24 protein-coding genes are annotated in these 23,437 nt (G+C 67.5%); 17 read left to right on the top strand and 7 right to left on the bottom strand.

What is annotated here, in order from left to right:
- Window positions 1–437: 437 nt before the first annotated feature.
- From MA875_RS02640 to istB, 11 genes are all read left to right on the top strand, one after another.
- The gene (locus MA875_RS02640; protein ID WP_248240094.1) at window positions 438–1,814 is read left to right on the top strand and encodes an ABC transporter substrate-binding protein; all 1,377 of its coding nucleotides are present in this window, start codon (window positions 438–440) and stop codon (window positions 1,812–1,814) included.
- A gap of 32 nt (window positions 1,815–1,846) precedes the next feature.
- Complete coding sequence (locus tag MA875_RS02635; RefSeq protein ID WP_248240093.1) at window positions 1,847–2,827, top strand: carbohydrate ABC transporter permease; 981 nt, start codon at window positions 1,847–1,849, stop codon at window positions 2,825–2,827.
- Window positions 2,820–3,608, top strand: a complete 789-nt coding sequence (locus MA875_RS02630) for a carbohydrate ABC transporter permease (protein ID WP_248240092.1) — start codon at window positions 2,820–2,822, stop codon at window positions 3,606–3,608. Before MA875_RS02635 ends, MA875_RS02630 begins: the two co-directional genes overlap by 8 nt.
- Before the next feature lie 96 nt (window positions 3,609–3,704).
- Window positions 3,705–4,487, top strand: a complete 783-nt coding sequence (locus MA875_RS02625) for a substrate-binding domain-containing protein (RefSeq protein WP_248240090.1) — start codon at window positions 3,705–3,707, stop codon at window positions 4,485–4,487.
- A complete protein-coding gene (locus MA875_RS02620) occupies window positions 4,484–5,725 on the top strand; it encodes an ROK family transcriptional regulator (protein WP_248240088.1) in 1,242 nt (413 codons plus the stop codon). The genes MA875_RS02625 and MA875_RS02620 overlap by 4 nt, the downstream gene beginning before the upstream one ends.
- Window positions 5,726–5,827: 102 nt before the next feature.
- Window positions 5,828–6,598: a VOC family protein gene (locus MA875_RS02615; RefSeq protein WP_248240086.1), complete on the top strand. Its 771-nt coding sequence runs from the start codon at window positions 5,828–5,830 to the stop codon at window positions 6,596–6,598.
- 1 nt (window position 6,599) lies between these two features.
- Complete coding sequence (locus MA875_RS02610) at window positions 6,600–7,556, top strand: aldo/keto reductase (RefSeq protein WP_248240085.1); 957 nt, start codon at window positions 6,600–6,602, stop codon at window positions 7,554–7,556.
- Window positions 7,557–7,607: 51 nt separating this feature from the next.
- The gene (locus MA875_RS02605) at window positions 7,608–7,970 is read left to right on the top strand and encodes a tautomerase family protein (protein WP_248240084.1); all 363 of its coding nucleotides are present in this window, start codon (window positions 7,608–7,610) and stop codon (window positions 7,968–7,970) included.
- Window position 7,971: 1 nt separating this feature from the next.
- Entirely contained in the window at window positions 7,972–9,420 is a 1,449-nt protein-coding gene (locus tag MA875_RS02600; protein WP_248240083.1) for a glycoside hydrolase family 1 protein, read from the top strand.
- Window positions 9,421–9,661: 241 nt separating this feature from the next.
- Window positions 9,662–10,870 carry an IS21 family transposase gene (gene istA / locus MA875_RS02595; RefSeq protein WP_248240082.1) on the top strand — a complete coding sequence of 403 codons (1,209 nt, stop codon included), beginning with the start codon at window positions 9,662–9,664 and terminating at the stop codon, window positions 10,868–10,870.
- Window positions 10,870–11,670 carry an IS21-like element helper ATPase IstB gene (gene istB, locus MA875_RS02590; protein ID WP_248240081.1) on the top strand — a complete coding sequence of 267 codons (801 nt, stop codon included), beginning with the start codon at window positions 10,870–10,872 and terminating at the stop codon, window positions 11,668–11,670. Before istA ends, istB begins: the two co-directional genes overlap by 1 nt.
- Window positions 11,671–12,311: 641 nt before the next feature.
- On the opposite strand, the gene MA875_RS02585 is transcribed toward istB, so the two are convergent.
- Both MA875_RS02585 and MA875_RS02580 read right to left on the bottom strand, forming a co-directional pair.
- On the bottom strand, window positions 12,312–12,821 hold the full coding sequence (locus MA875_RS02585; RefSeq protein WP_372492503.1) for a DUF305 domain-containing protein: 510 nt from the start codon (window positions 12,819–12,821) through the stop codon (window positions 12,312–12,314).
- Complete coding sequence (locus MA875_RS02580) at window positions 12,818–14,095, bottom strand: MFS transporter (RefSeq protein WP_248240080.1); 1,278 nt, start codon at window positions 14,093–14,095, stop codon at window positions 12,818–12,820. The genes MA875_RS02585 and MA875_RS02580 overlap by 4 nt, the downstream gene beginning before the upstream one ends.
- Window positions 14,096–14,134: 39 nt before the next feature.
- Between MA875_RS02580 and MA875_RS02575 the strand changes: the two genes are divergently transcribed.
- A complete protein-coding gene (locus MA875_RS02575; protein ID WP_248240078.1) occupies window positions 14,135–14,479 on the top strand; it encodes an ArsR/SmtB family transcription factor in 345 nt (114 codons plus the stop codon).
- 59 nt (window positions 14,480–14,538) lie between these two features.
- On the opposite strand, the gene MA875_RS02570 is transcribed toward MA875_RS02575, so the two are convergent.
- Entirely contained in the window at window positions 14,539–14,793 is a 255-nt protein-coding gene (locus tag MA875_RS02570) for an acyl carrier protein (RefSeq protein ID WP_248240077.1), read from the bottom strand.
- Between the two features lie 19 nt (window positions 14,794–14,812).
- On the bottom strand, window positions 14,813–15,970 hold the full coding sequence (locus MA875_RS02565; protein WP_248240076.1) for an acyl-CoA dehydrogenase family protein: 1,158 nt from the start codon (window positions 15,968–15,970) through the stop codon (window positions 14,813–14,815).
- A 1-nt stretch (window position 15,971) separates the two neighbouring features.
- Here MA875_RS02565 and MA875_RS02560 point away from each other — a divergent pair, with 1 nt between their 5' ends.
- A complete protein-coding gene (locus MA875_RS02560) occupies window positions 15,972–16,787 on the top strand; it encodes a hypothetical protein (protein ID WP_248240075.1) in 816 nt (271 codons plus the stop codon).
- On the opposite strand, the gene MA875_RS02555 is transcribed toward MA875_RS02560, so the two are convergent.
- From MA875_RS02555 to MA875_RS02545, 3 genes are all read right to left on the bottom strand, one after another.
- Window positions 16,751–17,497, bottom strand: a complete 747-nt coding sequence (locus tag MA875_RS02555; protein ID WP_248240074.1) for a CPBP family intramembrane glutamic endopeptidase — start codon at window positions 17,495–17,497, stop codon at window positions 16,751–16,753. The two genes, MA875_RS02560 and MA875_RS02555, sit on opposite strands and share 37 nt — an antisense overlap.
- A 31-nt stretch (window positions 17,498–17,528) precedes the next feature.
- Window positions 17,529–18,080, bottom strand: coding sequence for a hypothetical protein (locus tag MA875_RS02550; protein WP_248240073.1), 552 nt, complete (start codon window positions 18,078–18,080; stop codon window positions 17,529–17,531).
- Between the two features lie 251 nt (window positions 18,081–18,331).
- Complete coding sequence (locus MA875_RS02545; RefSeq protein ID WP_248240072.1) at window positions 18,332–19,087, bottom strand: CPBP family intramembrane glutamic endopeptidase; 756 nt, start codon at window positions 19,085–19,087, stop codon at window positions 18,332–18,334.
- Window positions 19,088–19,121: 34 nt separating this feature from the next.
- Between MA875_RS02545 and MA875_RS02540 the strand changes: the two genes are divergently transcribed.
- From MA875_RS02540 to MA875_RS02525, 4 genes are all read left to right on the top strand, one after another.
- The gene (locus MA875_RS02540) at window positions 19,122–19,730 is read left to right on the top strand and encodes an arsenate reductase/protein-tyrosine-phosphatase family protein (RefSeq protein WP_248240071.1); all 609 of its coding nucleotides are present in this window, start codon (window positions 19,122–19,124) and stop codon (window positions 19,728–19,730) included.
- 135 nt (window positions 19,731–19,865) lie between these two features.
- Window positions 19,866–21,416, top strand: coding sequence for a tyrosine-protein kinase domain-containing protein (locus MA875_RS02535; protein WP_248240070.1), 1,551 nt, complete (start codon window positions 19,866–19,868; stop codon window positions 21,414–21,416).
- Between the two features lie 83 nt (window positions 21,417–21,499).
- The gene (locus tag MA875_RS02530) at window positions 21,500–22,336 is read left to right on the top strand and encodes a hypothetical protein (protein WP_248240068.1); all 837 of its coding nucleotides are present in this window, start codon (window positions 21,500–21,502) and stop codon (window positions 22,334–22,336) included.
- A 132-nt stretch (window positions 22,337–22,468) separates the two neighbouring features.
- Window positions 22,469–23,428 (top strand): sugar transferase, encoded by a 960-nt coding sequence (locus MA875_RS02525; RefSeq protein WP_248240067.1) that lies wholly within the window; start codon window positions 22,469–22,471, stop codon window positions 23,426–23,428.
- Window positions 23,429–23,437 lie beyond the last annotated feature (9 nt).

The raw sequence follows: 23,437 nt of genomic DNA, 5'->3' as shown, positions 1-23,437 counted from the left end.
GCCGCGACCGACCGGTCACCGTCGGCATCAACGGCTCCATCACGGCCCACACCTCGTCAGAGATCTCCTGTCGCGTCACCGTTCAAGACTCACCCACCGAGGAGCGGAACCTCTTGATCAACACGCCGCTAGGCGAAGCCCTCGGTGGCCGCCACGCCGCCCGTCGGGGTCGAGAGTATTCACGCACGATACGTGCGTTCTTCTGCGCCCGGCCGCGCTGATGTTGCGTCACGCCGCCTGCGCTGTGACGACTCCCGTCATTCCTCGCACGGCGCCAGCCCGCGCATCGATCTGCCTCAAACTAACTAACAAATAGTGAGTAAGTACTTGCGTCGCGACGATGACTGCGCTTATCGTGGGGCGCGGCCCACCCGTTTCGGCCCGGCCCTCGCTCCACACGGACTGTGGAGAGCACGACGTAGTGAGAGGAAATCCCGATGAGTAAGCCCCGGTTCATCGCCGCCGCGGCAATTGCCGCCAGCGTTGCGATCGCCCTGTCCGGATGCGCTGGCGGCGGCGGCGGTGGTGACGCCGATGCCGCGCCCGCCGACTCGGGTGAAGTCTCGTGGTGGGGGTGGACCCCCGACACCCCCGTCGCGGAGCGCTACATCGCCGCTTTCAACGAGGAATACCCAGACATCACGGTCACCTATCGGAACTTCGAGAACGTCGATTTCCGCAACACCATCGTGTCGGCGTTGGAATCAGGCCAGGGGCCGGATGTCTTCGACCTCTCCGCTGCCGGTGGCACGCCGGATCTGTGGGGTCCGTACGCCATCGACCTCGCGCCTCTGGCGGAAGACACCCTTGGCGCCGACTGGGAGTCGAGCTTCGCGGGCGGGTACGCCGAGCAGCTGCGTGACTCCGAGGGAACTCAGGTGTCCCTCCCTCTCGGCGGGATGTCCGCCGGGTTCATCTGGTACAACCAGGACATCCTCGACGAAGCGGGCGCCGAGGTGCCGACCGACTACGACTCGTGGGTTGAGACCTGTGACAAGGTCGCCGCAATCGGCAAGACCTGCTTCACGATGGGCGCGGGCGGCGAAGACACCTTCCCGAGCGAGATGTATCACGCCATCGCGAACTCGGTGGACCCGGACTACTTCCTCGCCGCGGCGACCGGAGAGGCCGCATGGAATGACCCCGAGGGCATCGAAGTCCTCCAGATCATCTCCGACATGGCCGAAGACGGCATCATCAGCTCCAACGCCCTCGACGGACCGCAGTACCCGCTCGCCAACGAAGAGTTCATGCGGGGCGACGCTGCGATGGTTCAGATGGGTTTCTGGTACACCCAGTACGCCGGCGCAGAGTCGTGCGTCACCTCGATGGAGGCGGCGGGAGTGACCGACCCCACCTGCTTCGTGCAGCTTCCCGCGAAGTTCCCGGACGTCGCGGGCAAGGGCAACGGTTCGATCCCCTTCGGTGAGGTCGACTATGGTCTCGCGATCAACTCGGGTTCGCCGAACATCGGAGCGGCGAAGACGTTCGTTCAGTGGATGACGATGAACGAAGCGGGCCAGCAGAACGTGGCCAACGCCATCGACCTTCTGCCCGCGTTGCGGGGAGTGGAACCTGACTGGTCGGCGATCACCCTCGTCGACGACGCCGTGCAGCGTCCTGCAATCGTGCAGCTCATCGCTGACAGCACGGCGACTCCGCAGTCTCGCCAGTGGCAGACCACCGAGACGACCCTGGACGCGATCGTGATCGCGATCCAGCAGGTGCTCGACCCCACCGTGAACATGTCGATCGAGGACATCGCTGATCAGATGCAGGAAACTGCCGAGCCCAGCTCCGTCGGCGTCGAATGACAGTCTGAAGAGGCACACGAGAACGGATGACCATGACATCGACGACTGAGCGCCCGCTCGGTTCGATGGGTCGCGCCCCCCACCGGGGAGGAGGAGCGAATGCCCGTCGGCGCACGCCCCTCCTCCCCGGCGGGTTCCGCTGGATCCTCCCCGGACTCATCGTCTCGGTGGGGCTGATCTACTACAGCATCGTGTACTCGGGCTACCTGTCCTTCTTCGACTGGGGCGGGGGACGACAGCGGATGACTCCGGTCGGGATCGACAACTACGTCGACGCCTTCACCGACCCGGTCTTCTGGACGGCCATCCGCAACACCGTCATCTACTTCGTGGTGGTGTTCGTGGTGCAGGTCATCGGCGGCGTCCTCTTCGCCGCCGCCCTCCACTCGCGGGTCTTCCTGGCCAACGTCTACAAGATCATCATCGTGATCCCCGTCGTGGTCGCGCCCGCCACCCTCGCTCCTGCCCACATCCAGGTCTGGCAGTCCAACGGCGCGGTGAATGCGATCCTCGAGTCGATCGGGCTGGGGGCCCTGGCTCAGTCCTGGATCGGTCAGTCCACGACGTCTCTGCTCGTCGTCGTGCTGGTCGGATGCTGGGGGTCGATCGGATTCGGCTTCATCCTCTACTACGGCGCGATGACCCAGGTGGACCCCGAGATGATCGAGGCCGGGCGGATGGACGGCGCCGGAAACTTCCGCATCCTGTTCTCGCTGGTGCTGCCCAGCGTCCGTCCCATCACCATCTCCCTTGCGATCCTGAACCTCATCACGGCCCTGAAGCTGTTCGACAATGTGTGGCTGATCACCCAGGGCGGTCCCGCGAACTCATCCGCATTCCTCGGCACGATGATCTACTCCGAGACGTCGAGCTCCGACCGCAACCTCGGGTACGCCTCGGCTCTGTCGATCATCCTCCTGGTCATCGCCGTGGCGACCTCGGTCGTCGTGCAGCTGCGCTCGCGAGAACGTCAGTCCAAGGAGATCAGAGAGGTGGTGGCCGACCGTGTTTGAGACCCGTTCCGTGGGCGCCAGGCTCACTCTGCAACTCCTGCTGACGATCGCGGTCATCCCGTTCCTCATCCCCATAGGGGCGATGGTCGCGAAGTCCTTCGAGGGGCCGGGGTGGGGCAATTACGCGGCCGTCGTCTCCGTTCCCGGGTTCTTCCGCTTCTTCCTGAACTCGGCCTTCATCGCGGCGATGTCGATCCTCATCATCTATGTCACGACGATGATGGCGGCCTTCGGCTTCTCCAAGCTGCGCATTCGCAATAAAGAGGTCTACTTCTGGCTCCTTATGGCAGCGCTGACGTTGCCCGAGGTCGTTCTCATTGCGCCCCTCTACTCGACCGCGGTGTCGCTCGGACTTCTCGGAACCTTCTGGGCGGTGATCCTGCCCATCGCCGCGCTGCAGATCCCTTTCACCGTCCTGATCGCCCGCGGCTACATCGACGGCATCCCCGACACCCTTTTCGAGGCGGCGCGACTGGACGGCGCGAGCACCTGGCGGATGTTCTGGTCGGTGCTGGTTCCGCTCGCCCGTCCGATCGCCGTGGCCCTCATCGTGCTCGTTCTCATCAACGCGTGGAACGCGTACCTGCTGCCCAAGGTCTTCCTGATCAACGACGACATGGGAGTGGTGACGTTGCTGCCCGAGTTCTTCCGCCGCCAGTACAACGACGACACGCCGAAGGTGCTCGCCGCCGCCGTCGTCACCGCCATCCCCACGATCGTCGCCTACATCGCGCTGCAGAAGCAGTTCGAGCGCGGTATGGCTGCGGGCGCGATCAAGTAGGCGGACTCTAGGATGAACGCGATCGCGACGCCGCTGCGGCGAACGAGCTCGACCGCCCGCACCATCCCGCGGGTGACGGCAGAAGATGGAGAGCGGATGACGGGAATCGGCCTCGCCATCCCTGCCGGCAGCGCCGACGATCACTTCATCGCCGCGCTGGTCCATTCCCTCGCGGAGCCGCTGATGGCGCGAGGGATCGGCCTGTTCACCCGCGTCGTCCACGATCCCGCGTCGGAAGAGCGGATGTATCGACACTGGGCGGAGTCCGCCACGATCGCGGGTGTCGTCGTCCTCGGGTCCGGCCGAGATGACCCCCGCCCCCGCCTTCTGCAATCGCTGGGCCTACCCTTCTCTGCCGTCGTCGGGTCCGAAGAGGTGGGCGACTACCCGGCGGTCGTCGTCGATGTCGCCGAGTCCGTCACCGTCGTGGCCGAATTCCTCGCCAGTCGCGGATCTCAGCGGACGGTATACATCACAGCGCCGAGCGAGGCCGTGACGTCACGCTCCAGGGCTGTGGCTGCGGAAGAGTGGTTCGACGTCGTCCACACCGAGCGGGACCCTGCCGCCGCCGTCGCGGCTGCCACGTCGGCGATTTCGGCGGAGCCGTCGACGCTGCTGTTCGACAGCGATGTCCACGCAGCCGCGGCGATTGCCGCCTTCGCAGCGCGTGGGCTGCGGTCTCCGGACGACGTCCCGATCGTGTCGTGGACGGACTCGTCGCTGTGCCAAAGCGTGACCCCCTCGATCACGGCCGTCAATCGCCGGGGCTCCGAGATCGGCGCGCTGTTGGGCGCGCGGATGCTCGCTTCGATCGATGGCGGGGAGACGGGATGGGATGCCGCTCCTCCACCCTTCATCGTTCGAAGGGAGAGCGCATGAGTTCGACGCGCCGCATAGGGCCCTCTTCCGAGAACACCCGCAGCGCCATCCTTGATCTCATCAGGTCGAGCGGAACGGTCAGCCGGATCGAACTGGCCGAGATGTCCGGCCTGACCGGAACCTCGATCACTCGCATCATCAAGTCGCTGATCGACGCGGGACTCGTGATTGAGACCGGCTTCGGGGACTCCACCGGCGGCAAGCGTCCGAGCCTCATCGAGCTCAACGTTCTCGCGCGATTCGCTGTGGGCGTGTCTCTCGATGATGCGCGGCTGACGTACACGGTCACAGACCTCGGGGGCAACGTGGTTGGCCAACTTGTCACCCCCGGCATCGGCAAGAGCCGGCCGAGCGACGTGGTCATGCGGATGGCCGAGGAACTCGAGACTCTGTTCCGCGACCTGGACATCCCCGTCGATGACGTGGTGGGTGTGGGGGTGGCGGGTGCGGGCCTCGACATCCGCGGCGGCGCCGAACGGCTTTCGCTGACCGCAGACGAGTGGGAGTCCTTCGCCGTTCAGGAAGCGCTCGAGCTGCAGACCGGCCTGCCGACCGTGCGCGACAACGACGCCGCCTGCGCGGCCCTCGGTCAGTTCTGGGCCGGACGCATGCCTGCGACGCAGGATTTTGCCACTCTCTACATGGCCAATGGATTCGGCCTGGGGATGATGGCAGGGGGTCATCTCAGTCGCGGGGCTTCCTCGAATCTCGGCGAGATCGGACACATGGTCGTCGATGTCGACGGCCCCGACTGCTGGTGCGGTTCTCGCGGATGCCTCGAGATGCTCGCCGCGCCGCGAGCCGTGGTCGCCCGTGCGCTGCAGGATGCCGATCTCTCCTCCGAGCTGTCCATCTCCGGCGATGACCGGAGCCTGCGGCACGACTTCGACCAGATCGCCCGCTCCGCTGCTCGGGGCAATGAGCGCTCGCTCGCGCTGATCGAGGAGTCCGCCAGGTATGTCGCCGTCGCGATGCTGTCGGTCGTCAACTTGCTCGATCTCGAGCGCATCTATCTGGCCGGACCCGGGTTCACCGATGCGGGCGCCATCTACGCTCGCCACATCCGCGAGCGCATCACGGCGTTCGCCCGCACCCGTGCGGTGCACGACGTCACCGTTGCGCTCGCGGACCCGGGGCTCGACGCTGCGGGGATCGGGGCTGCGTCGCTCGCCCTGCAGTACGTGCTCACGCCCCACACGCGCGTGAGCCGCCCGGTGGGAGGCCTCATCCGCACCTGACCCCGCGCTGCGGAAGGTGCCCCCTCTCCGACTCGCCCAATCTTTCTGCCTTAAGGGCCCGAAGTAGCTCGCCGTTGCCACAACCAAGGAAAAGGACCTGAAATGGCTATTGCCTCCGTCGTCATCAATGTCGCCGACATCGCTCGGTCGGTCGACTTCTACACCCGCTTCCTCGATGTCCGCGTCGTGGAGGAGACCGGGCGCGGCGCGCTTCTCGACGCCGTCACCGCGACCATCCGGCTTCACCGGGTGGAGTCGCCCGCCGACTCCACCTGGATCGCGGACGATCTGCAGGCCGGCTTCCGTCACGTCGGCTTCAAGGTGTCCGACCTGAAGAGGCGCGTGGCGATGCTGCAGGACGCCGGCGTTCCCTTCCAGCTCGAGCCGATCCACGCCGAGGGCGATGTGTGGATCACGTTCTTCTACGACCCCGACGGCACGCTCCTCGAGCTGGTCGAGGGCCCGCTGCAGTATCACGAGGTCTTCGACCAAAGTGCTGTCGATGCCGACTGGGGCCTCGGCGACCCCGAGCGCCCGCGCTTCGATCACGTTGCCGAGACGGTGGCCGACGCGCACAGCGCTCATGCGTACTTCGGCGAGCTCGGATTCACGCTGATGGGTGGCATCCACCAGCCGAGTGACAGCCGCGGATTCGAGATCACTTATCTCCGTTCTGGCGACAGCTCGCTCGAGATCTTCGAGTTCGGGAACGCCGAGGTCTCCCTTCGCGAGCCGCAGACCACCGCGCCCGGATTCGCTTCCGTCGAGTTCGAGGGCAGGCGGCCGGCTGCAGCCACCGAGCTCGAGGTCGAGGGCGAGCGAGGCCTGCTGGTCGATCCCGACCTCCTCGTCCACTCCGTTACGGAACGCTGACGTGCGCTGGGATCTCAACGAGCTCGGGTCGACGGGGCTGCGGGTCAGCCCCATCACCCTCGGCGGCGCGCCGCTGGGCAGCATGCCGGAGAACTTCGGATACGACGTCGCCGCCGAAGACGCGGTATCGCTCGTCGGGGCGGTGCTTCGCAGCGACATCCGCACCATCGACACGTCCAACGGGTACTCGGGCGGCGAGAGCGAGAGGAGGATCGGCCGCGCCATCGCTGAGGCGGGCGGCCTTCCCGCTGATGTCACGGTGATCACGAAGGTCGATCCCCGCGGCTCCGACTACAGCGCCGATCGAGTACGTCGGAGCCTGGCGGAGAGCGCGGAGAGGCTGGGGGTGTCGCCTCTTCCCCTCGTGCATCTGCACGACCCCGAGTTCCACGACTTCGCCGAGATGACCAAGCCCGGCGGAGCGGTGGACGCACTCGTCGAGGCCCGCGACCGCGGCGAGATCGGACACGTCGGTCTCGCCGGCGGCGACGTGAACGAGATGATGCGCTACCTCGAGCTCGGCGTCTTCGAGGTTCTGCTCGTGCACAACCGCTGGACGCTCGTCGACCGCAGCGCGGGCGCCCTTCTCGAGCGGGCCGCCGACATGGGTGTCGCCGCCGTCAACGCTGCGGTCCTCGGCGGCGGCATCCTCGCCGACACCACGGGGTCGCGCACGACCTACGGCTACCGCCCGGCGACCCCCGCGACCCTGGCCGCCGTCGCGGCGATGCGCGATGTCTGTCGGCAATGGGGCACGGACCTCGCCACCGCTGCCATCCGCTTCTCGACCCGCGACCCGCGCTTCGCCACGACGGTCGTCGGGATCAGTAAGGTCTCCCGCATCGAATCGACGATTCTCGCCGCGACGGCGGAGCTGCCGGAGGAGTTCTGGGAGGAGCTCGAAGGCCTCGTTCCCCATCCCGAGAACTGGCTCGACCACGTCCCCCCGTCCAGCTGACGCTTCACGATCACGTCTTCCACCGCCTCCTTCTTCGAAAGCAGAAACTCCATGCCCCTTGTTCGCGTCGACATCCACGCTCCCCTGGCCCCGCTTCGCGCCCAGATGAGCTCGGCAATCCATCAGGCTCTCGTCACCGGCTGGGAGATGCCGGCGGACGATCTGTTCCAGATCTTCCAGGTGCACGAGCCCGGCGATCTGTTCTACAGCACCTCGTTTCCCGACGCAGACCGCACCGACATCGTGTTCGTGCAGATCCTCGCCTTCACCGGTTACTCGCCGGAGGTGAAGCAGCGCGGCGCCACTCTCATCGCGGACGGCCTCGCCGATCTGGGCATCAAACGCGACAACGTCCTGATCGCGCTGTCCGAGAACGGCGACGGCGATTGGCTCGCCCCTTCGAAGGAGGTCTGAGGTGTTGACACGCAACGACTTCCCCTCCGACTTCATCTGGGGAACGGCCACCGCGTCCTACCAGATCGAGGGCGCCACCAGCGCAGACGGTCGGCTGCCGAGCATCTGGGACACCTTCAGCAAAGTGCCCGGAGCGGTCGTCGGTGGTCACACCGGCGATATCGCCGATGACCACTATCACCGCTTCCGTGAGGATGTCGCCCTGATGGCCGACCTCGGGGTCGACGCCTATCGGTTCTCGCTGGCCTGGCCGAGGATTCAGCCGAGCGGCAGCGGTCCGGTCAATCAGGCCGGGCTCGACTTCTACCGGCGCCTCTCCGAAGCGCTGCGGGAGAAGGGGATCACCCCGTGGGTCACGCTGTACCACTGGGATCTGCCGCAGCCGCTCGAGGACCGAGGTGGATGGCTCGAGCGCGACACGGCGTACCGCTTCGCCGAGTACACCGCGCACGCCGTCCGCGGGCTCGGCGACACGGTGTCGGACTGGATCACCCTCAACGAGCCGTGGTGTTCGGCGTTCCTCGGCTACGGCAGTGGCCACCACGCGCCGGGGCGGCACGAGGGCAGTCGCTCGGCGCACGCTGCGCACCATCTGCTTCTCGGCCACGGGCTCGCCATGCAGGAAATCCGCTCGGCGCTGCCCGAGGCCCAGGCCGGCATCACACTGAACCTGTACTCCGTCCGACCGGCGAGCGATTCGCCGGAGGACGCGGATGCGGCGCGACGCATCGACGGCCTCAGCAACCGGCTCTTCCTCGATCCCGTGCTCCGAGGCTTCTATCCGGAGGATGTCCTCGACGACCTCGGTGAGACCCGGTGGTTCGCCGAGAACGCGCCGCAGTCGGATCTCGACCTCATCTCCGCACCGAGCGATTTCCTGGGCATCAACTTCTACAGCCGGCATACGGTCTCGGCCTCGGCGGCCGTGAGCGCAGAGGTGTCGACCGACGCCGCAGGCGTCGCGGCATCCGTCGAAGCACCCAGCGCCTACCCGGGGAGCGAGGACGTCGTCTTCGTCGGGAGCGGCGCCGCGCGAACCCTCATGGGCTGGGAGATCCATCCCGACGCCATGCTCGATGTGCTCGACATGTCGCATGAGCGCGCCCCCGAGCTGCCGCTTTACATCACCGAGAACGGCTCAGCATGGGAAGACTCGGTCGGCCCTGACGGCGAGATCGACGACATCGAACGGACCCAGTACCTGGCCGACCACGTGCAGGCCTGCCATGACGCGGTCGCCCGGGGGCTCCCGCTCCGCGGATACTTCGCCTGGACACTCATGGACAATTTCGAGTGGTCGTGGGGATACACCCGTCGTTTCGGGCTGGTCCACGTCGACTACGAGACGCTGGAGCGGAGGCCCAAGCGAAGTGGTCTGTGGTTCGCAGGCTTCCTCGGGGGCCCTCTTGCCACGCCGGACGGCACCGGGGTGACGGTGTCGCAGATGTGACCAGTGTCGTCGCGCAGTCAAGCGGCGGGCGAACCGGGGAACCGGGGAACCGGGACTGAGCGTGACGAGGAAGAAAGAGACGAAGACGAAGATGAAGACCAGCGTCGGGACGGTCTCAGGACCGGTGGGGCACCTGCGAGTGATGCCACGATCGCAACCCCATGTTTCACAGGCGCTTGTCGGCGGCGCTCGAAAACTGAACACTTGCGGCGGCGAAAAGTGAACACTCAACGATTGGAGAGTGATCACTTTGGAGGACTGGGCACTGATTCGCAGGTTGGCTGCGGAGGGGGTTCCGAAGGCGCGGATCGCGGAGCGGTTGGGGATCTCGCGGACGACGGTGATCAAGGCTGTGAACTCCGACTCGCCGCCCAGGTATGAGCGAACACCGGGCCCGACGTCGTTCACCGTATTCGAGCCACGGGTGCGGGAGTTGCTGGCGGAGACGCCGGACATGCCCGCGACGGTGCTCGCGGAGCGGGTCGGCTGGACCGGGTCGATCCGGTGGTTCCGGGACAACGTGAAGCGGTTGCGGCCGGAGCAGCGGCGGATCGACCCGGCGGACCGGCTGGTGTGGGAGCCGGGTGATGCGGCGCAGTGCGATCTGTGGTTCCCGCCGCGGAAGATCCCACTCGAGGACGGCACTTCGAAGCTGCTGCCAGTGCTGGTGATCACGCCGGCGCACTCGCGGTTCGTGACGGGGCGGATGATCCCGACCCGCAAGACTGAGGACCTGCTGCTGGGGTCGTGGGAGCTCATCCAGCAGCTGGGACGGGTGCCGCGGCGGCTGCTCTGGGACAACGAGCCCGGCATCGGTCGCGGGCAGCGCCATGCGGACGGAGTCGCAGCGTTCATGGGGACGCTAGCGACGAAGCTGGTGTTGCTGCCGCCGAGGGATCCGGAATCGAAAGGGGTGGTGGAGCGTCGCAACGGCTGGTTCGAGACCTCATTCATGCCGGGCCGGTCCTTCACGTCGCCTGCGGACTTCAACATCCAGTTCACCGACTGGCTGGGCCGCGCGAACGCCCGGGTGGTGCGCACCACCGGCGCCGCCCCGGTCGACAGACTTGATGCGGATCGGGCGGGCATGCTGCCGCTGCCGCCGATCCCGTTGCATCTGGGATGGCGCAACCGGCTCCGGCTGGGCCGGGACTACTACGTCCGCATCGACACCAACGACTACTCCGTCGACCCGCACGTAATCGGCCGGATCGTCGATGTCACCGCGGACCTGGACCGGGTCCGGGTGCGCTGCGACGGGCGGATCGTCGCCGACCATCCCAGGCTCTGGGCACGCGGGCGGGTGGTCACCGATCCCGCCCATGTGGAGATGGCGGCGGTGCTGCGCCGCGAGTTCCAGCAACCTCGAGCCGCTGTTGGTGATGATCTCTCCAGGGATCTGGCCGACTACGACCGCGCGTTCGGGATCATCGACGGCGGGCTCAGCTGATGGCCACCACCAAGAGCCCTACCGAGTCGGTCAAGCAGATCACGTATCTGGCCGGTGCGCTGAAAGCACCCCGTATCACCGAAGCCGCCAGCCGGATGGCCGACCAGGCGCGGGACGCCGGCTGGTCGTTCGAGGACTACCTCGCTGCCGTGCTCGAACGCGAGGTCTCCGCGCGCAACGCGTCGGGCGCGGAGCTGCGGATCAAAGCTGCCGGCTTCCCGGCGCGCAAGACGCTGGAAGACTTCGACTGGGACGCGCAACCGGCCGTCCGCCAGCAGGTCGCGGCACTGGCCTCCGGCGGGTTCCTCCTGGAAGCGCAGAACGTGGTGCTGCTCGGCCCACCCGGAACCGGGAAGACGCATCTCGCGACGGCGCTCGGGATCGTCGCCGCCCGCCACGGTCACCGGGTGCTGTTCGCGACCGCGACGGACTGGGTCACTCGGCTCACCGACGCGCACCGGCAAGGACTGCTCCCGAAAGAGCTCGCTAGGCTGCGCCGCTACGGGCTGATCATCGTCGACGAGGTCGGCTACCTGCCGTTCGAGCAAGACGCCGCCAACCTCTTCTTCCAGCTCGTGTCGAGCCGCTACGAGCACGCGTCTCTGATCCTCACCTCGAACCTGCCGTTCAGCGGTTGGGGAGGCGTGTTCGGGGACCAGGCAGTCGCTGCCGCGATGATCGACCGCATCGTCCACCACGCCGACGTGCTCACCCTCAAGGGCGCCAGCTACCGCCTCCGCGGACGAGGCATCGACAGCCTCCCCAGCATCCGGACCACCACCGCCGAAACCCCTGACTAGACTGCCCGCAACCGTTCACTTTTCAAGCGCCGGAATCGACCAGTTCTGCAGCGCCGCCGACAGGCGCTCGCGGGAGGCGACGGTTTGATTGCGCGACTCCTCGCAGAGGGGAGGTCTAGCTATTGCCTGATCAGGCGGCGTTAGAACCGGATTACGCCGTTCACGCCGCGGTCGCGAACCCCGGAGGTTCACCCCACGATCACCCTCATTTCGCCTTGAACTCATCTCTTCAGGCGCGCATAAAGTAACGTCAGCGCTGAGGGTGTCGGCGGTGACGCCGCTCTCTCACCTCTGTTACGCAGTTCACCCGAACACCTGCGAGCAGAAACCTCGTTCGGTCCGGCTTGGACCGTCGCGACCCCAGATCGCGGCCCTCTCGCCGACCCCTCGAATCGCAGGTGCCGTGGCCCGTCCCACAGCGGGTCACGGCACCTGTTCCGATGATCTTGGCTTGCTTCGGCGCCGAGCTGCTCACGCCACGCCCGAAGTCGCGGCCGCTGAGCGAGCGCCGCGAGCCGAACCGCCCGTCACATCGCTCAGACCTGCTCGAGCAGGCCCTGCATCTCGGCGATCTCGGCGGTCTGGCTCTCGATGATCGACTCGGAGAGCGCCACCATCTCGGGGTCCTCACCGTCGGCGACCTACGCCTCGGCCATCTCGATGGCGCCCTCATGGTGCTCGATCATCTGCTCGAGGAAGAGGCGCGACGCCTCCGCGCCCTCCGCCGCCTCGAGGGCGTCCATGTCCTCCTCCGACATCATGCCCGAGTGGTCCATACCGCCCATGCCCATGTCATCCATGTCGCCCATGTCGAGCCCCTGGGCTTCGAGCCACTCCTGCATCTGCTCGATCTCGGGGCCCTGGGCGGCCTTGATTCGCTCGGCAAGGGCCGCGACATCCTCATTGACATCGTCCTTGGCGAGGAGCATGTCGCTCATCTCCACCGCCTGCTCATGGTGGGGGATCATCATCACCGCAAACTGGGCGTCGACGGTCATCATCTCGCCGGCCTCGGCGCTCGACGAGCCGTGCCCATCGCCGTGCTCGCCCATCTCGGTCCCGGGCGAGGTCGACCCGCGCCCGACGAGGGCGATGCTCAGAGCAGCTGCGGCGGCCAGACTCGCGAGGGGTCGCATTCGTGAAACGCTCATGGTGTCCTCCCTTTGACACCTCCCCGATACCCCTCCTGGGTATGCCTGGGCTCCGCGTCCCCCATCTTTGCTCTACGGAAGCCGAACAGCAGCACGGTGGCGCCCGCGCTCATTCCGAGCAGGACGAGCGCAGACCCCGCGACACTCCACGCCCCCACCCACCCCGCCACCGGATACGTGACGAGATAACAGGCATGCGACAGCGCGAACTGAGCGGCGAACACGAGGGATCGGCCGGATGGGTCGGATGCCACGGCGAGAACCCTTCCCGTCGGTGTCGCGATCAACGACGTGCCCATGCCGAGCACCACCCACGCCGCAAGGAGGCCCACCCACATGCCGAGCGAGCCGGTTGGAGCGGAGGCGCCGAGCGCCGCCACGGCCAGCCCGAGGGAAACCACGACCGCGCCGCCGCGCATGATGGCAAAGACCGACCAGTGCTCCACCGCCCGCGGCACGATGAGGGCGGCGACCACCGACCCCGCCCCGAAGACGGCGAGCGCGACCGCGACGGCGGCATCATCGGCTTCGCCCTGATCCTTCACGAGCACGACCGTGTTGACGAGCACCAGTGCTACTCCGCACGCGACGACAAGGTTGGCGACGAGGACGAATCGCAGCGACGGAACCCGTGCGAACAGCCGCACGCCGCCCGTGAGGCGCTGCCAGAATGACGTCGACTCCCCCGGTGGTCGCTGCGGCAGCGTCGCGATCAGAACGAGCGCCGCCGAGGCGGCGAAACCGATCGCTGTTCCGGCGAAGAGCGCAGTGAACGGGACGACGGTCAGCAGCACCGCGGCAAGCACCGGACTGAGGATCGCCTCGACGTCATACGCGATCCGCGAGAGCGACAACGCGCGGGTGTAGTCGTCAGGCCGCGGCAGCACGGTGGGGATCACCGCCTGAAAGGTCGGCGTGAAGGTCGCGGACGCCGCCTGCAGCAGGAAGATGAGGCCGTAGATCTGCCATACCTCGGTGACGAAGGGCAGTATCGCCGCCATGCCGAGGCGAACGAGGTCGGCCCCCACGAGCACCGCTTTGGCGGGCAGCCTCTGCACGACCGCCGCGACGATCGGCGCAACTGCGACGTAGGCGACCATCTTGATCGCCAACGCGGTGCCGAGCACCGCGCCCGCCGCCTCGCCGGCGAGTTCGAAAGCCAGAAGACCGAGGGCGACCGTGAGCAGCCCGGTGCCGACCAGCGCGACAACCTGTGCACCGAAGAGCCGCCGATACGCCTGGTTCCGGAGCACGCTCGTGATACCTGCACGCATGCGAAGATTCTAAGGCGTGAACGATGGCACACTGGACCTGTGAGCCACGACCCGGGTGCCGTCGTCGATCCGCAGGACGGCTACGTGGATGTCGCCGCGGAGATCTTCCGGCTCCTGTCCGACCCCACGCGCATCAGGGTGATCCTCGCGCTGCAAGACGGCGAACGCTCGGTGACTCAGCTCGCGGACACCGTCGGCAAGTCACCGACGGTCGTGTCACAGCATCTGGCGAAGATGCGACTCGGCCGTCTCGTGCGGGCGCGGCGGGAGGGCACCGCGATGTTCTACAGCCTGATCGACGAGCACGTCCGCCGACTCGTGACCGAGGCGGTGTTCCAGGCCGAGCACACCGTCGACGACGACCCGCGGCACCATCGCGGCTGACGGAGCCATCGCGGGCGATCGTCGATCGAGCGCAGCGAGACGAAACGCCCGCCCGGCCCCTACCGCGCCCCGAGCTCGGCGAGGTGGTCGGCGAGCGCGCGGATGGTGGAGTAGTCCCACATGATCTCGGGATCCACCTCGATGTCGTACTCGTCTTCGATGTCGCCGCACAGCGTCAGCGCGTAGACCGAGTCGAGCCCGATGTCGGCGAAGTCGGTGTCGACGGAGAAGTCGCCGGGCAGCTTCTTGCCGTAGGTGACCACGCGCGAGGCGAGCCAGGCCTGCACGTCGGTTTCGGTCGCGATCGCTTCCATGTCGTCCTCCAGGGTTGGGTCAGTCGTGCTCGCCGAGCGGCGCGCGGTCGAGAGTGAGCGTGAGACCGGCGTCCACGCGGGCTGCGGTCTCGGCGGCGATGGTCTCCATCGCCTCGTCGGGCGGGGCGGCGCGACGCCCGGTGGCGAACGACTCGAGCAGCGCCAGCGCGGCAACCCGGTCGACCTCGCCTCCGTAATCCGCCGCGACCAGCGTCGCCGCGCTCACCACCCCGAACTCGCGTCGCGTGGGAACACCGGAAGAGGGATCGGATGCCGCGGCGAGCCCCGCCGCCACCCTCGACCCGGCGACGGCTGCGATCTCGGCGCGCACGTCGTTATCGATGTCCGGCACACTGGCGGCGGCACGCCGCCGCGCCGCGGCGGCGCCGGTCGGGTCGAGCAGTTCGAGGCAGCTGACGTCGCGCACGAGGGTCTCGAACGCCTCATACGGCTCGACCCGCGCATAGAAGGTAGAGCCGAAGAGCACCGACAGGGCACGCATCGCGGCGTCGAGCTGGAGCGGCACGAGGTCGACCGCCGCGGCGAGCCCGTCGTCAGCCGGGTCGACGAGCGCCGCCTGGATCACCGTGTCGGCGACCGAGAGCCAGGTCTGCGCGCGGGCCACGAGACTCCGGGCATGCGGGAGGTCCCACACCGTCCCCCGGTAGAGCTCACGGCCCCGCGCGTACGCCACGGCCATTCGGAGCGCAGTATCGACCGCGCCGAGCCACATGCCGGCGACGATCGAGCGCGCGTGCGCGTCGGCGATCGGGTCGACGATCCACTCGGCCCGCACCAGGGCGCCGCGCACCTGCGCGCGCCGGAGCGGTACACCCGCGAGGCCGGTGGCGTGGCGCGACAGCGTGGTCGTCACGGCATCACCGTCGATCAGCACCACCGATTCCCGGCCGAGGTCGTCACGCGTCCGGGCGAAGACGAGCCCGGGGTCCGCGGGGCCTGCGACCACCGACAGCAGACCCGAGGCACGTCGCCCGGCCGCTGCAGGAAGATGTCCGCGCACGGCGACGCCGCACGTCGCCCCGCTCCCCAGCGCCCACCCGACGGCGGCCGCGTCGCTGCTCGTCCATGCCCCCGCCGCTCCCACAAGCGGCAGCGCGACGGCGAGCGCGCCGCGGGTCGGGTCGTCCCGGAACAGGGGCCGGAAGGTCTCGCGCACGATGAAGTTCCTCGCGGCTCTCACTGCGTCCAAGCCCGACGGGGTTCCCAAAGGAGCGGATGACCCGTTCGCGGGCCTCCGCACCGCGCGCGGCGTCGAACTGCCGGGCCTGGCGCTTCGCGCCTGGTGGGCGGCGGGCGACACGGTTGGCGCGCGCGTGCGCGCCTACGTGCGCAAGCCTGTCCTCCGCCGTGCCCGCCGGGTGGCCGCGCGGGTGACCCGCCGCTTCCGCGACCAGCCGGCACGGCCGGTGACGGTGCACTCGGGCTTTCCCACGGTCGACGGCGACGCCGTGCAGGCACGAGGCGCCGAGCTCGGCGGCACGATGAACGACCTCGAGGTCGCGGCGGCGATCACCGCCGCGTCGGCGCCGACCGGCGACACGGTGCGGGTGCGGGTGCCGGTGCTGCGACGCGCGACCGAGCAGAGCCGCAACCGGGTGACCGACGCCGAGATCGTCGGCAGCGCCCCCGGCGACCCGGCCGACCTGGTCGAGAGCGTGCGCGCACAGCTCGGCGGAGCCAAGGCGTCTGAGGCCGAGAGGGCGGCGGCTCGCGAGGTCGGGTACGCCACCCTCGTGCCGTGGCTGTCGCGCGCGCGATACTTGGCGGGGGCGCGTCTTGACGAGGTGATCGTGCTGCCGGCGAGCCTGCCGCACGACGAGCTGTCGACGTTCGCGCTGCTCTACGACGGCAAGCTGTCGGTGACGGTGACCGCCCAGGCCGGCACCGACACCGGTGCGGTGCTCGACCTGCTCGAAGACGCCCTCACGTCACCGGTTCACCAGAGCAGCAGCGCGAGCCCCGAAACGTTGTAGAACACGTGGGCGACGATCGCCCCGCCCAGACGCCCGGTGACGACGACAAGTACGCCGCAGCCGATGCCGACCCCGAGCGAGCCGACGAGCAGCCCGAAGGGCACGAGGGCACCGGCGGCGATGATGTGCAGCACGACGAAGGCGGCGGTCGAGGTGGCGACGGCGACGATCGAGGCGCCGATGCGTCCGGCTTCGCCGACCGCGTCGAACAGCGCGCGGACGAGCAGCCCCCGGAAGTAGAGCTCTTCGACGATCGGTGAGATCAGCACCGCCGCCGAGGCGGCGATCACGAGCGCGAGGGTCGCGTCACCCGAGAGGGCACCGCCCAGGGGTCCGCCGAATCCGCCGAGGGTGGGCGCGACGAGTTCGACCGCGGCGCGGACGACGAGCCCGACCGAGATTCCGAGCGCGAGGTCGGTCCAGACCCAGTGACGGATGCCGGTGGCGCGGCCGAATCCAACGATCGAGGCGAAGGTGGCGGCGGCGATGACGGCGATGATGAGCGGGCCGTTGGCGGCGAAGATCGATGCCGCGGCGGCGAGCCAACCGGGCATTCCCGCCCACATGGGCCCGGTGGCGTCGACGACGTAGAGCAGCAGGGCGGCCGTGCCGAAGCCGGCGGCGCCGATGAGCAGAGCCCGCCACGGGTGCTGGTAGGCGCGGGCGAAAAGGAACAACGGCCCCGGGCTGGCGCCCGGGGCCGTTGTCATAGAGAAAAGGCTAGCTGCTTCTGGCCGCGTTTCAGCGGTTCGACGCAGCAGCGCGGCGGCGAGCCACCGCGGCGGTCACCGCGATGCCACCGAGGCCGACAGCGCCGGCACCCAGCCAGATGGCGGCGGCCGGAACGGCGTCGCCACCGGTGGCGGGCAGCGAACCACCCGTGCCGCCGGTGCCACCGGATCCGCTGTCTGCGGCAGCGACGGTGAGCGTGACGCTCTGGGTGTCGCCGTCAGCGTCGGTGATCCGGACGGTGTACGTGCCACCGGCCGTCGGCGCCGTGAAGGTCGCCTGAGCCGTGCGGTCGTCGCCTGCTTCCTTGACCGCGGTGTCGGCCGCGACGGCGGCGAACGAGATCGAGGTCAGGGTGTTCTCGGTGACGCCGGGACCCGACGTCGCGAAGGTCGTGGTGCCGTCGACGTTGGTCGCGGTGATGATGGTCGCCTGGCCAGGAACCACGGTCGGGTCAGCGACGGTGGCTTCGACCTCGGAGGCGTAATCGGCGTTGGCCGCCGATGCTCCGGCGAGAACGATGAAGCCGGCAATGCCGACTGCGGTCAGAGTCTTTTTGATCATGCGCTGGTACCCCCCACAAGGTTCCTAGGCGTGGATATGGATTTGAGGATGTGAGCGACATGAAGCTAGCTGTGTGTGAGCTGAGTCGCCGTCCTTCGCAATGGTAGCGGGTGGGCAAGGGGTTTCCATAACCCAGGAAGTTTCCAGGAAGTAACATTTTGGCGCGGCGTGTCCGCCGTTTGGGGGACAAACCCACCCGAAACCCGCGGAAATCCGGGGCTCGTCACTCCGGAAAGAAAATCTGAGCAACCTCAGTTCAGCGCGGTCCCAAGGGCGCTGAGCGCGACGAAAGACGCGTTGTAGATCGCGTGCAGCACTATAGCGCCCCAGATACGCCCGGTGAACAGCACCACGCCGGACGCGACGAATCCGAGGAGTGTGAGCCCGATCACAGGTCCGATGTCAGCCGCACCGGCGAGCGCATGCGTCATGACGAAGAGACCCGTCGACACGAGTGCTGCGATGACCCCCGCGGCGACCTGACCGACGAGTCGACGAAGGATCGTGAAGAACGTGACAACGACGACGGCGCGGAAGAAGAGCTCCTCGATGACGGGCGCGGTGACCACCGCCCCAACAGCGTCGAGGGCCCACCACTCCGACACCCGGCCGTCGATCGTCGCGAACGTCGGCAAAGGCTGCGGGCCGGCGATGAGTCCCTCCGCGAGTCGAAGGCCCACACCAAGGCCGACACCCCAGAGCAGGTCGAGCGGGCGGAACCGCAACAGGCCGACGGGGCGGGACCGGGTGAAGGCGAGGACGATGGTCGCCACCATCCCGAGGCCGACCACAGCGGTGCCGACCAACGGCGCAACCGACGAATCCCACGCCCATTCAATGACGGCGCCTGCGAGGACGGCAATTCCCAGGCCGATGAGCGCGATCGCGAGCAGCCACTCGTTCCAGCGACGCACCGTGCGGCCACCCAGTCTCCAGTCGGTGCGCGCCCGCCGACCCGACGATCGGCGCGGGGCGGTGGTGTCGACATCGCTAGAGTGATCGAGCACTCGCTCACGTTACCCCGAGGGGAAAGGCAACCCGGTGTTCGAGATCCTCACGGTGTGCACGGGCAATATCTGCCGTTCGCCTCTCGCCGCAGCGCTGTTGCGCACCCGCCTGGCGCCGCTCGACGTGAACGTCGTCAGCGCTGGCACGCGTGGTCTCCGCGAAGCACCGATGACCAAAGAGATTGTCACGCTAGCGACGTCCCTAGGCGTCTCGCCCGTTGACATCGACGCCCACCGCTCCCGTTTCCTGATGGAGTCGCATCTCGCCTCGCCCGACGTCATTTTCGCGATGACCCGCGAGCACCGCCGCGACGTCGTCGAGCTGGCCCCGTCTCGCATGCGTTCAACGTTCACGATTCGCGAGTTCGCCCGCCTCGCCGACTCGCTCACCGACCACCAGCTCCGTTCGGCTGCGGACACCGGCGGTTCGGATCCTGCGTCTCGGGTCCGCGCCCTCTCAGCAGCGGTGGCATCACAACGCGGCCTCGTTCTGCCGCCTGCGGATCCAACCGATGACGACGTCGTCGACCCTTACGGCCGCTCCTGGCAAACCTACGAACTGTCCGCCTCCCAGCTGGAGCCCGCCGTCGACGCGACAGTCCGAGCTTTGAAGCTCGCCTTCCTCACCTCGGTGGTCGAGTAGCGCGCGCAGCGCGCGTATTGAGACCCACAGCAGCGAGGACGCCTCGCCGCAAACCGCCCCGTGGCGCCCGTCGGACACTCCCCCGAAACACCCCCATGGCAGTATGGTCCGCAAGTTCGGGACACGAGAGGCACCATGGAGCTCATCGACTACATCCGCATTCTGCGGAAAAACTGGCTGATCATCGTGGTCGCGACGCTCTTGGGCATCGGCATCGCAGCGGTGTTCTCCCTCACGCGCACACCCCAGTACGAGACGCAGAGCACGGTCTTCGTTTCCAGCCAAAGCGGCACCACTATTCAAGAGCTTCAGCAGGGCTCGACGTTCACGCAGGCTCGAGTGACCACCTACACGAATCTGGTGTCGACGCCGATCGTGATGAACCCCGTGATCGCTGAACTCGACCTTGGCATCACGGCAGCGGAATTGGATGGCCAGGTAGAGGCATCCTCAGCGCTCAACACGACTCTGGTCACGATAACCGTGACGGATCCAGACCCGATCCGCGCGGCAGACATCGCAAACGCCCTGGCTTCGAGCCTCACCGCTGCGGTGGAAGAAATCGAAACGCCGAACGACTCTGACACCAGCCCTGTCCGGCTCACTCGAGTCAAGGACGCTCTCCCGCCGCTGGCCCCCTCGAGCCCCAACGTGCCGCTGAACCTCGCGCTCGGCGCACTCGTAGGTCTCGCCCTGGGTGTCGGGGCGGCGGTTCTCCGCTCCGTGCTCGACACCCGCATCCGCTCGCCCCGCGACGTGGAGCAGGTCACCGACCGCCCGATGATCGGCGCGATCCCCTTCGATCCGAAGGTCAAAGAGCGGCCGCTCATCGTGCACGCCGACCCGCTGAGCCCGCGCGCCGAATCGTTCCGGGCGCTGCGAACCAACCTCCAGTTCCTCGACATGGACGGCCGTGCGAGCTTCGTCGTCACTTCGAGTGTTCCCAACGAGGGCAAGTCGACGACGACCATCAACCTCGCGATCGCGCTGGCAGATGCTGGCAAGCGCGTCGCGCTCATCGATACCGACCTACGCAAGCCAAAGGTCGCCGAGTACCTCGGCATCGAAGGTGGCGCGGGTCTGACAGATGTGCTCATCAACCGCGCCCGAGTCGGCGACGTCATGCTGCCGTGGGGTCAGCGGAGCCTTTATGTCCTCCCGGCCGGCAAGGTGCCGCCAAACCCCAGCGAGCTCCTCGGTTCTGCACAGATGCACACGCTCCTCGAAGTGCTTGAGCGCGACTTTGACGTCGTTCTCTGCGACGCTCCGCCGCTTCTTCCCGTGACTGACGCCGCGATTCTCGCCAAGGCAACGAGCGGTGCGATTGTCATCGTCGCCTCTGGCCAGACCAACCGCCACCAGCTCGACGGCGCAATGGAGGCGCTGCAGACGGTGGGCGCGAAGGTCGCCGGTCTTGTGATGACGATGGTCCCGACTCGTGGGCCTGACGCGTATTTCGCTTACGGCGCCGGCTACGGATATGGCTACGGCTACTTCCAGGAGCAGCCGGCGAAGGGTCGCCGCGCGAAGGCCGACAATGGCGCGGGGCGTCGACGGGGTGCGCCACTTGCTGCCGCGCCGGTGCCGGCTCCAGCCCCCACCACGCCGCACAGGGGCGAGCGCCCGGCGGGCGCCGACACGACCGTCCGCAGGTCCGCGGACGTCGGGCGCCCGACGCAGCGCTGATCGTCATGGCCCGACGCTCGGTGGGTCTCACCGGCGCCCGTTGGGTAGCGGTCGCCGGTGTTGCCGCGCTTACGATCACAGTCGTGGTGCTGGTGGCACTCGCGCTGCAGCACTCCCGCAGTGATGGCGTCGCCGCGCCAAACCCCGTGCCCACCTTCACGCTTGGGGTGACGACGCCGACACCAACCCCGACCTGGGAGGCGCCGAGTCCGGAACCTCAGGCCAGTCGCGCCGACGAACGATTTCTCACCACCGGCAGCGCAGTCTGGTGGCGCGGAGTCGCAGGCGAGTGCGGTGTGACCGAGCCGGTGATCGAGAGATCGGATGACGGGGGCGCGACCTGGACCGACGTGACTCCGCGCTATCTCGGGATCGGCGAGGTCATGGCGATGAACGCGTTCTCCGCCGCGGACGCAGAGATGGTCGCCGCTATGGGCCCAACGTGCGAGGTGCAGGCCCTCCGCACCTATACAGGCGGCGAGTTCTGGGAGCCCTACCCTGAGGTGCTCGCTGCCTCGCGCTACCTCGACTCCGCAGACCCGAGCCTCGTGATCCTCCTCGGCGAACCCGTCCCAGCCCCCTGCCCGGCACCAACCGGACTCCGCACGAGCGGTGATACTGCCGCGCTGATCTGTGACGGCGTGGCCTGGACGCGCACCGGCGCAAACTGGACCCCCCTCACCCCCACCGGGGTCGCCGCGCTGACGCTCGTCGGGCCCGACATTGTGCTCGCGCATGCGGACGCCTCATGCGATGGCACCGCTGTCAGTCGAGTCGCCGAGAACGACCTCGCGGGTCCTCAACCCGTCGGATGCGCGGCCGGCACCGACCCCGCTTCACCCACCGCCGTCACCATCCGCGACGGCGACCTGCTGGTGTGGTCAAGGGACGCGCTTGCGGTGCTGGAGGGCGTTGCGTGACCTGTACCAGCCCCGTAACCAACACGACACATCGGCTTTGCTATCGTTCATGCGGGGAAAGCGTTGATCTGCGGGGAAAGGGCATGAGTGACGTCACACGTTGAGACCAACTCGACAACGACGTCGCTTGATATGACATACACCACCCCGCACGCACCAGGTCCGGATTCGCCGGGGCGCCCCGAACCGCAGGCGCCGCCCGCAGAATCGGTGGCTCTATCTCCACGCACGGGGGAGGACTGGCGAAAGAGCTATTCTCGGCGGCTCTGGCTCACCGATCTGCTCGCTCTGGTGTGGTCGGTCTACGGGACCCAACTTTTGTGGTTCGGGTTCGGTAACGTCGAAGTCGCCATCCGTGCCGACTCGCGCATCTCAGAATTCTCTTACTGGCTCTTTTCCGGTGGGTTGGTTATCGCATGGATGTGGGTGCTTGCGCTAGTCGACGCACGCAGTTACCGCACGGTTGGTACCGGTAATGCTCAGTACATCCGCATCGTGGATGCAAGCTTGCGATTGTTTGGCGCGATCGCAATCATCGCCTTCCGTACGCGAGTCGACGTACGCGGGTATCTTTTAATCGCACTTCCGCTCGGGATCCTTGCCCTGCTGCTCACACGCTGGCTGTGGCGCCAATGGCTCATCGCGCAACGCATGCGCGGCCAATATTCGGCCCGGATTATCCTCGTCGGCTCTGTCGAATCCGTGGCTCAGGTCGCCCGGGAGCCCGAGCGCGCCCCGCGAGCGGGCTACATCGTCATAGGAGCATGTGCGCCGAGCGGCAAAGTCGGCGATATGGTCCCTGGTACGTCCATCCCCATGATGGAAAGCGTCAACGCGGTTGAGCGGGCGATGGAGCTGACCGGCGCGGACACAGTTGCGGTGACGAGCACAGACAGTCAGGTACATCGTCGATTTCTCGTCAAACCCGGCATAACTGGGCTGTGGCAGATAAGCGGGCGGTCCACCCTATCTTGGGAAGAAACTGTCCGGCTCGATCTCTTTTGCGTCAAAAACTGGACGATGCTAGGCGACTTAGCGATTCTCACTAAGACCGCCCGTGCAGCGCTTGCGCCGGGAGACAGTGCCCGCTAGCCGACCGCC

Origin of the sequence: Microbacterium kunmingense, assembly GCF_023155745.1 — a bacterium.
Lineage (GTDB): Bacteria > Actinomycetota > Actinomycetes > Actinomycetales > Microbacteriaceae > Microbacterium > Microbacterium kunmingense.
The sequence above is the reverse complement of the archived record's forward strand: the minus strand, read 5'-3'. Positions and strand labels throughout refer to the sequence as shown.

What these genes read in the sequence shown, in the direction of transcription:
- MA875_RS02640 (WP_248240094.1), top strand. Translation starts at nt 438, where the DNA reads ATGAGTAAGCCCCGGTTCATCGCCGCCGCGGCAATTGCCGCCAGCGTT.
- MA875_RS02635 (WP_248240093.1), top strand. Translation starts at nt 1,847, where the DNA reads ATGACATCGACGACTGAGCGCCCGCTCGGTTCGATGGGTCGCGCCCCC.
- MA875_RS02625 (WP_248240090.1), top strand. Translation starts at nt 3,705, where the DNA reads ATGACGGGAATCGGCCTCGCCATCCCTGCCGGCAGCGCCGACGATCAC.
- MA875_RS02620 (WP_248240088.1), top strand. Translation starts at nt 4,484, where the DNA reads ATGAGTTCGACGCGCCGCATAGGGCCCTCTTCCGAGAACACCCGCAGC.
- MA875_RS02615 (WP_248240086.1), top strand. Translation starts at nt 5,828, where the DNA reads ATGGCTATTGCCTCCGTCGTCATCAATGTCGCCGACATCGCTCGGTCG.
- MA875_RS02605 (WP_248240084.1), top strand. Translation starts at nt 7,608, where the DNA reads ATGCCCCTTGTTCGCGTCGACATCCACGCTCCCCTGGCCCCGCTTCGC.
- istB (WP_248240081.1), top strand. Translation starts at nt 10,870, where the DNA reads ATGGCCACCACCAAGAGCCCTACCGAGTCGGTCAAGCAGATCACGTAT.
- MA875_RS02585 (WP_372492503.1), bottom strand. Translation starts at nt 12,821, where the DNA reads ATGAGCGTTTCACGAATGCGACCCCTCGCGAGTCTGGCCGCCGCAGCT.
- MA875_RS02580 (WP_248240080.1), bottom strand. Translation starts at nt 14,095, where the DNA reads ATGCGTGCAGGTATCACGAGCGTGCTCCGGAACCAGGCGTATCGGCGG.
- MA875_RS02570 (WP_248240077.1), bottom strand. Translation starts at nt 14,793, where the DNA reads ATGGAAGCGATCGCGACCGAAACCGACGTGCAGGCCTGGCTCGCCTCG.
- MA875_RS02560 (WP_248240075.1), top strand. Translation starts at nt 15,972, where the DNA reads ATGAAGTTCCTCGCGGCTCTCACTGCGTCCAAGCCCGACGGGGTTCCC.
- MA875_RS02555 (WP_248240074.1), bottom strand. Translation starts at nt 17,497, where the DNA reads ATGACAACGGCCCCGGGCGCCAGCCCGGGGCCGTTGTTCCTTTTCGCC.
- MA875_RS02550 (WP_248240073.1), bottom strand. Translation starts at nt 18,080, where the DNA reads ATGATCAAAAAGACTCTGACCGCAGTCGGCATTGCCGGCTTCATCGTT.
- MA875_RS02535 (WP_248240070.1), top strand. Translation starts at nt 19,866, where the DNA reads ATGGAGCTCATCGACTACATCCGCATTCTGCGGAAAAACTGGCTGATC.
- MA875_RS02525 (WP_248240067.1), top strand. Translation starts at nt 22,469, where the DNA reads ATGACATACACCACCCCGCACGCACCAGGTCCGGATTCGCCGGGGCGC.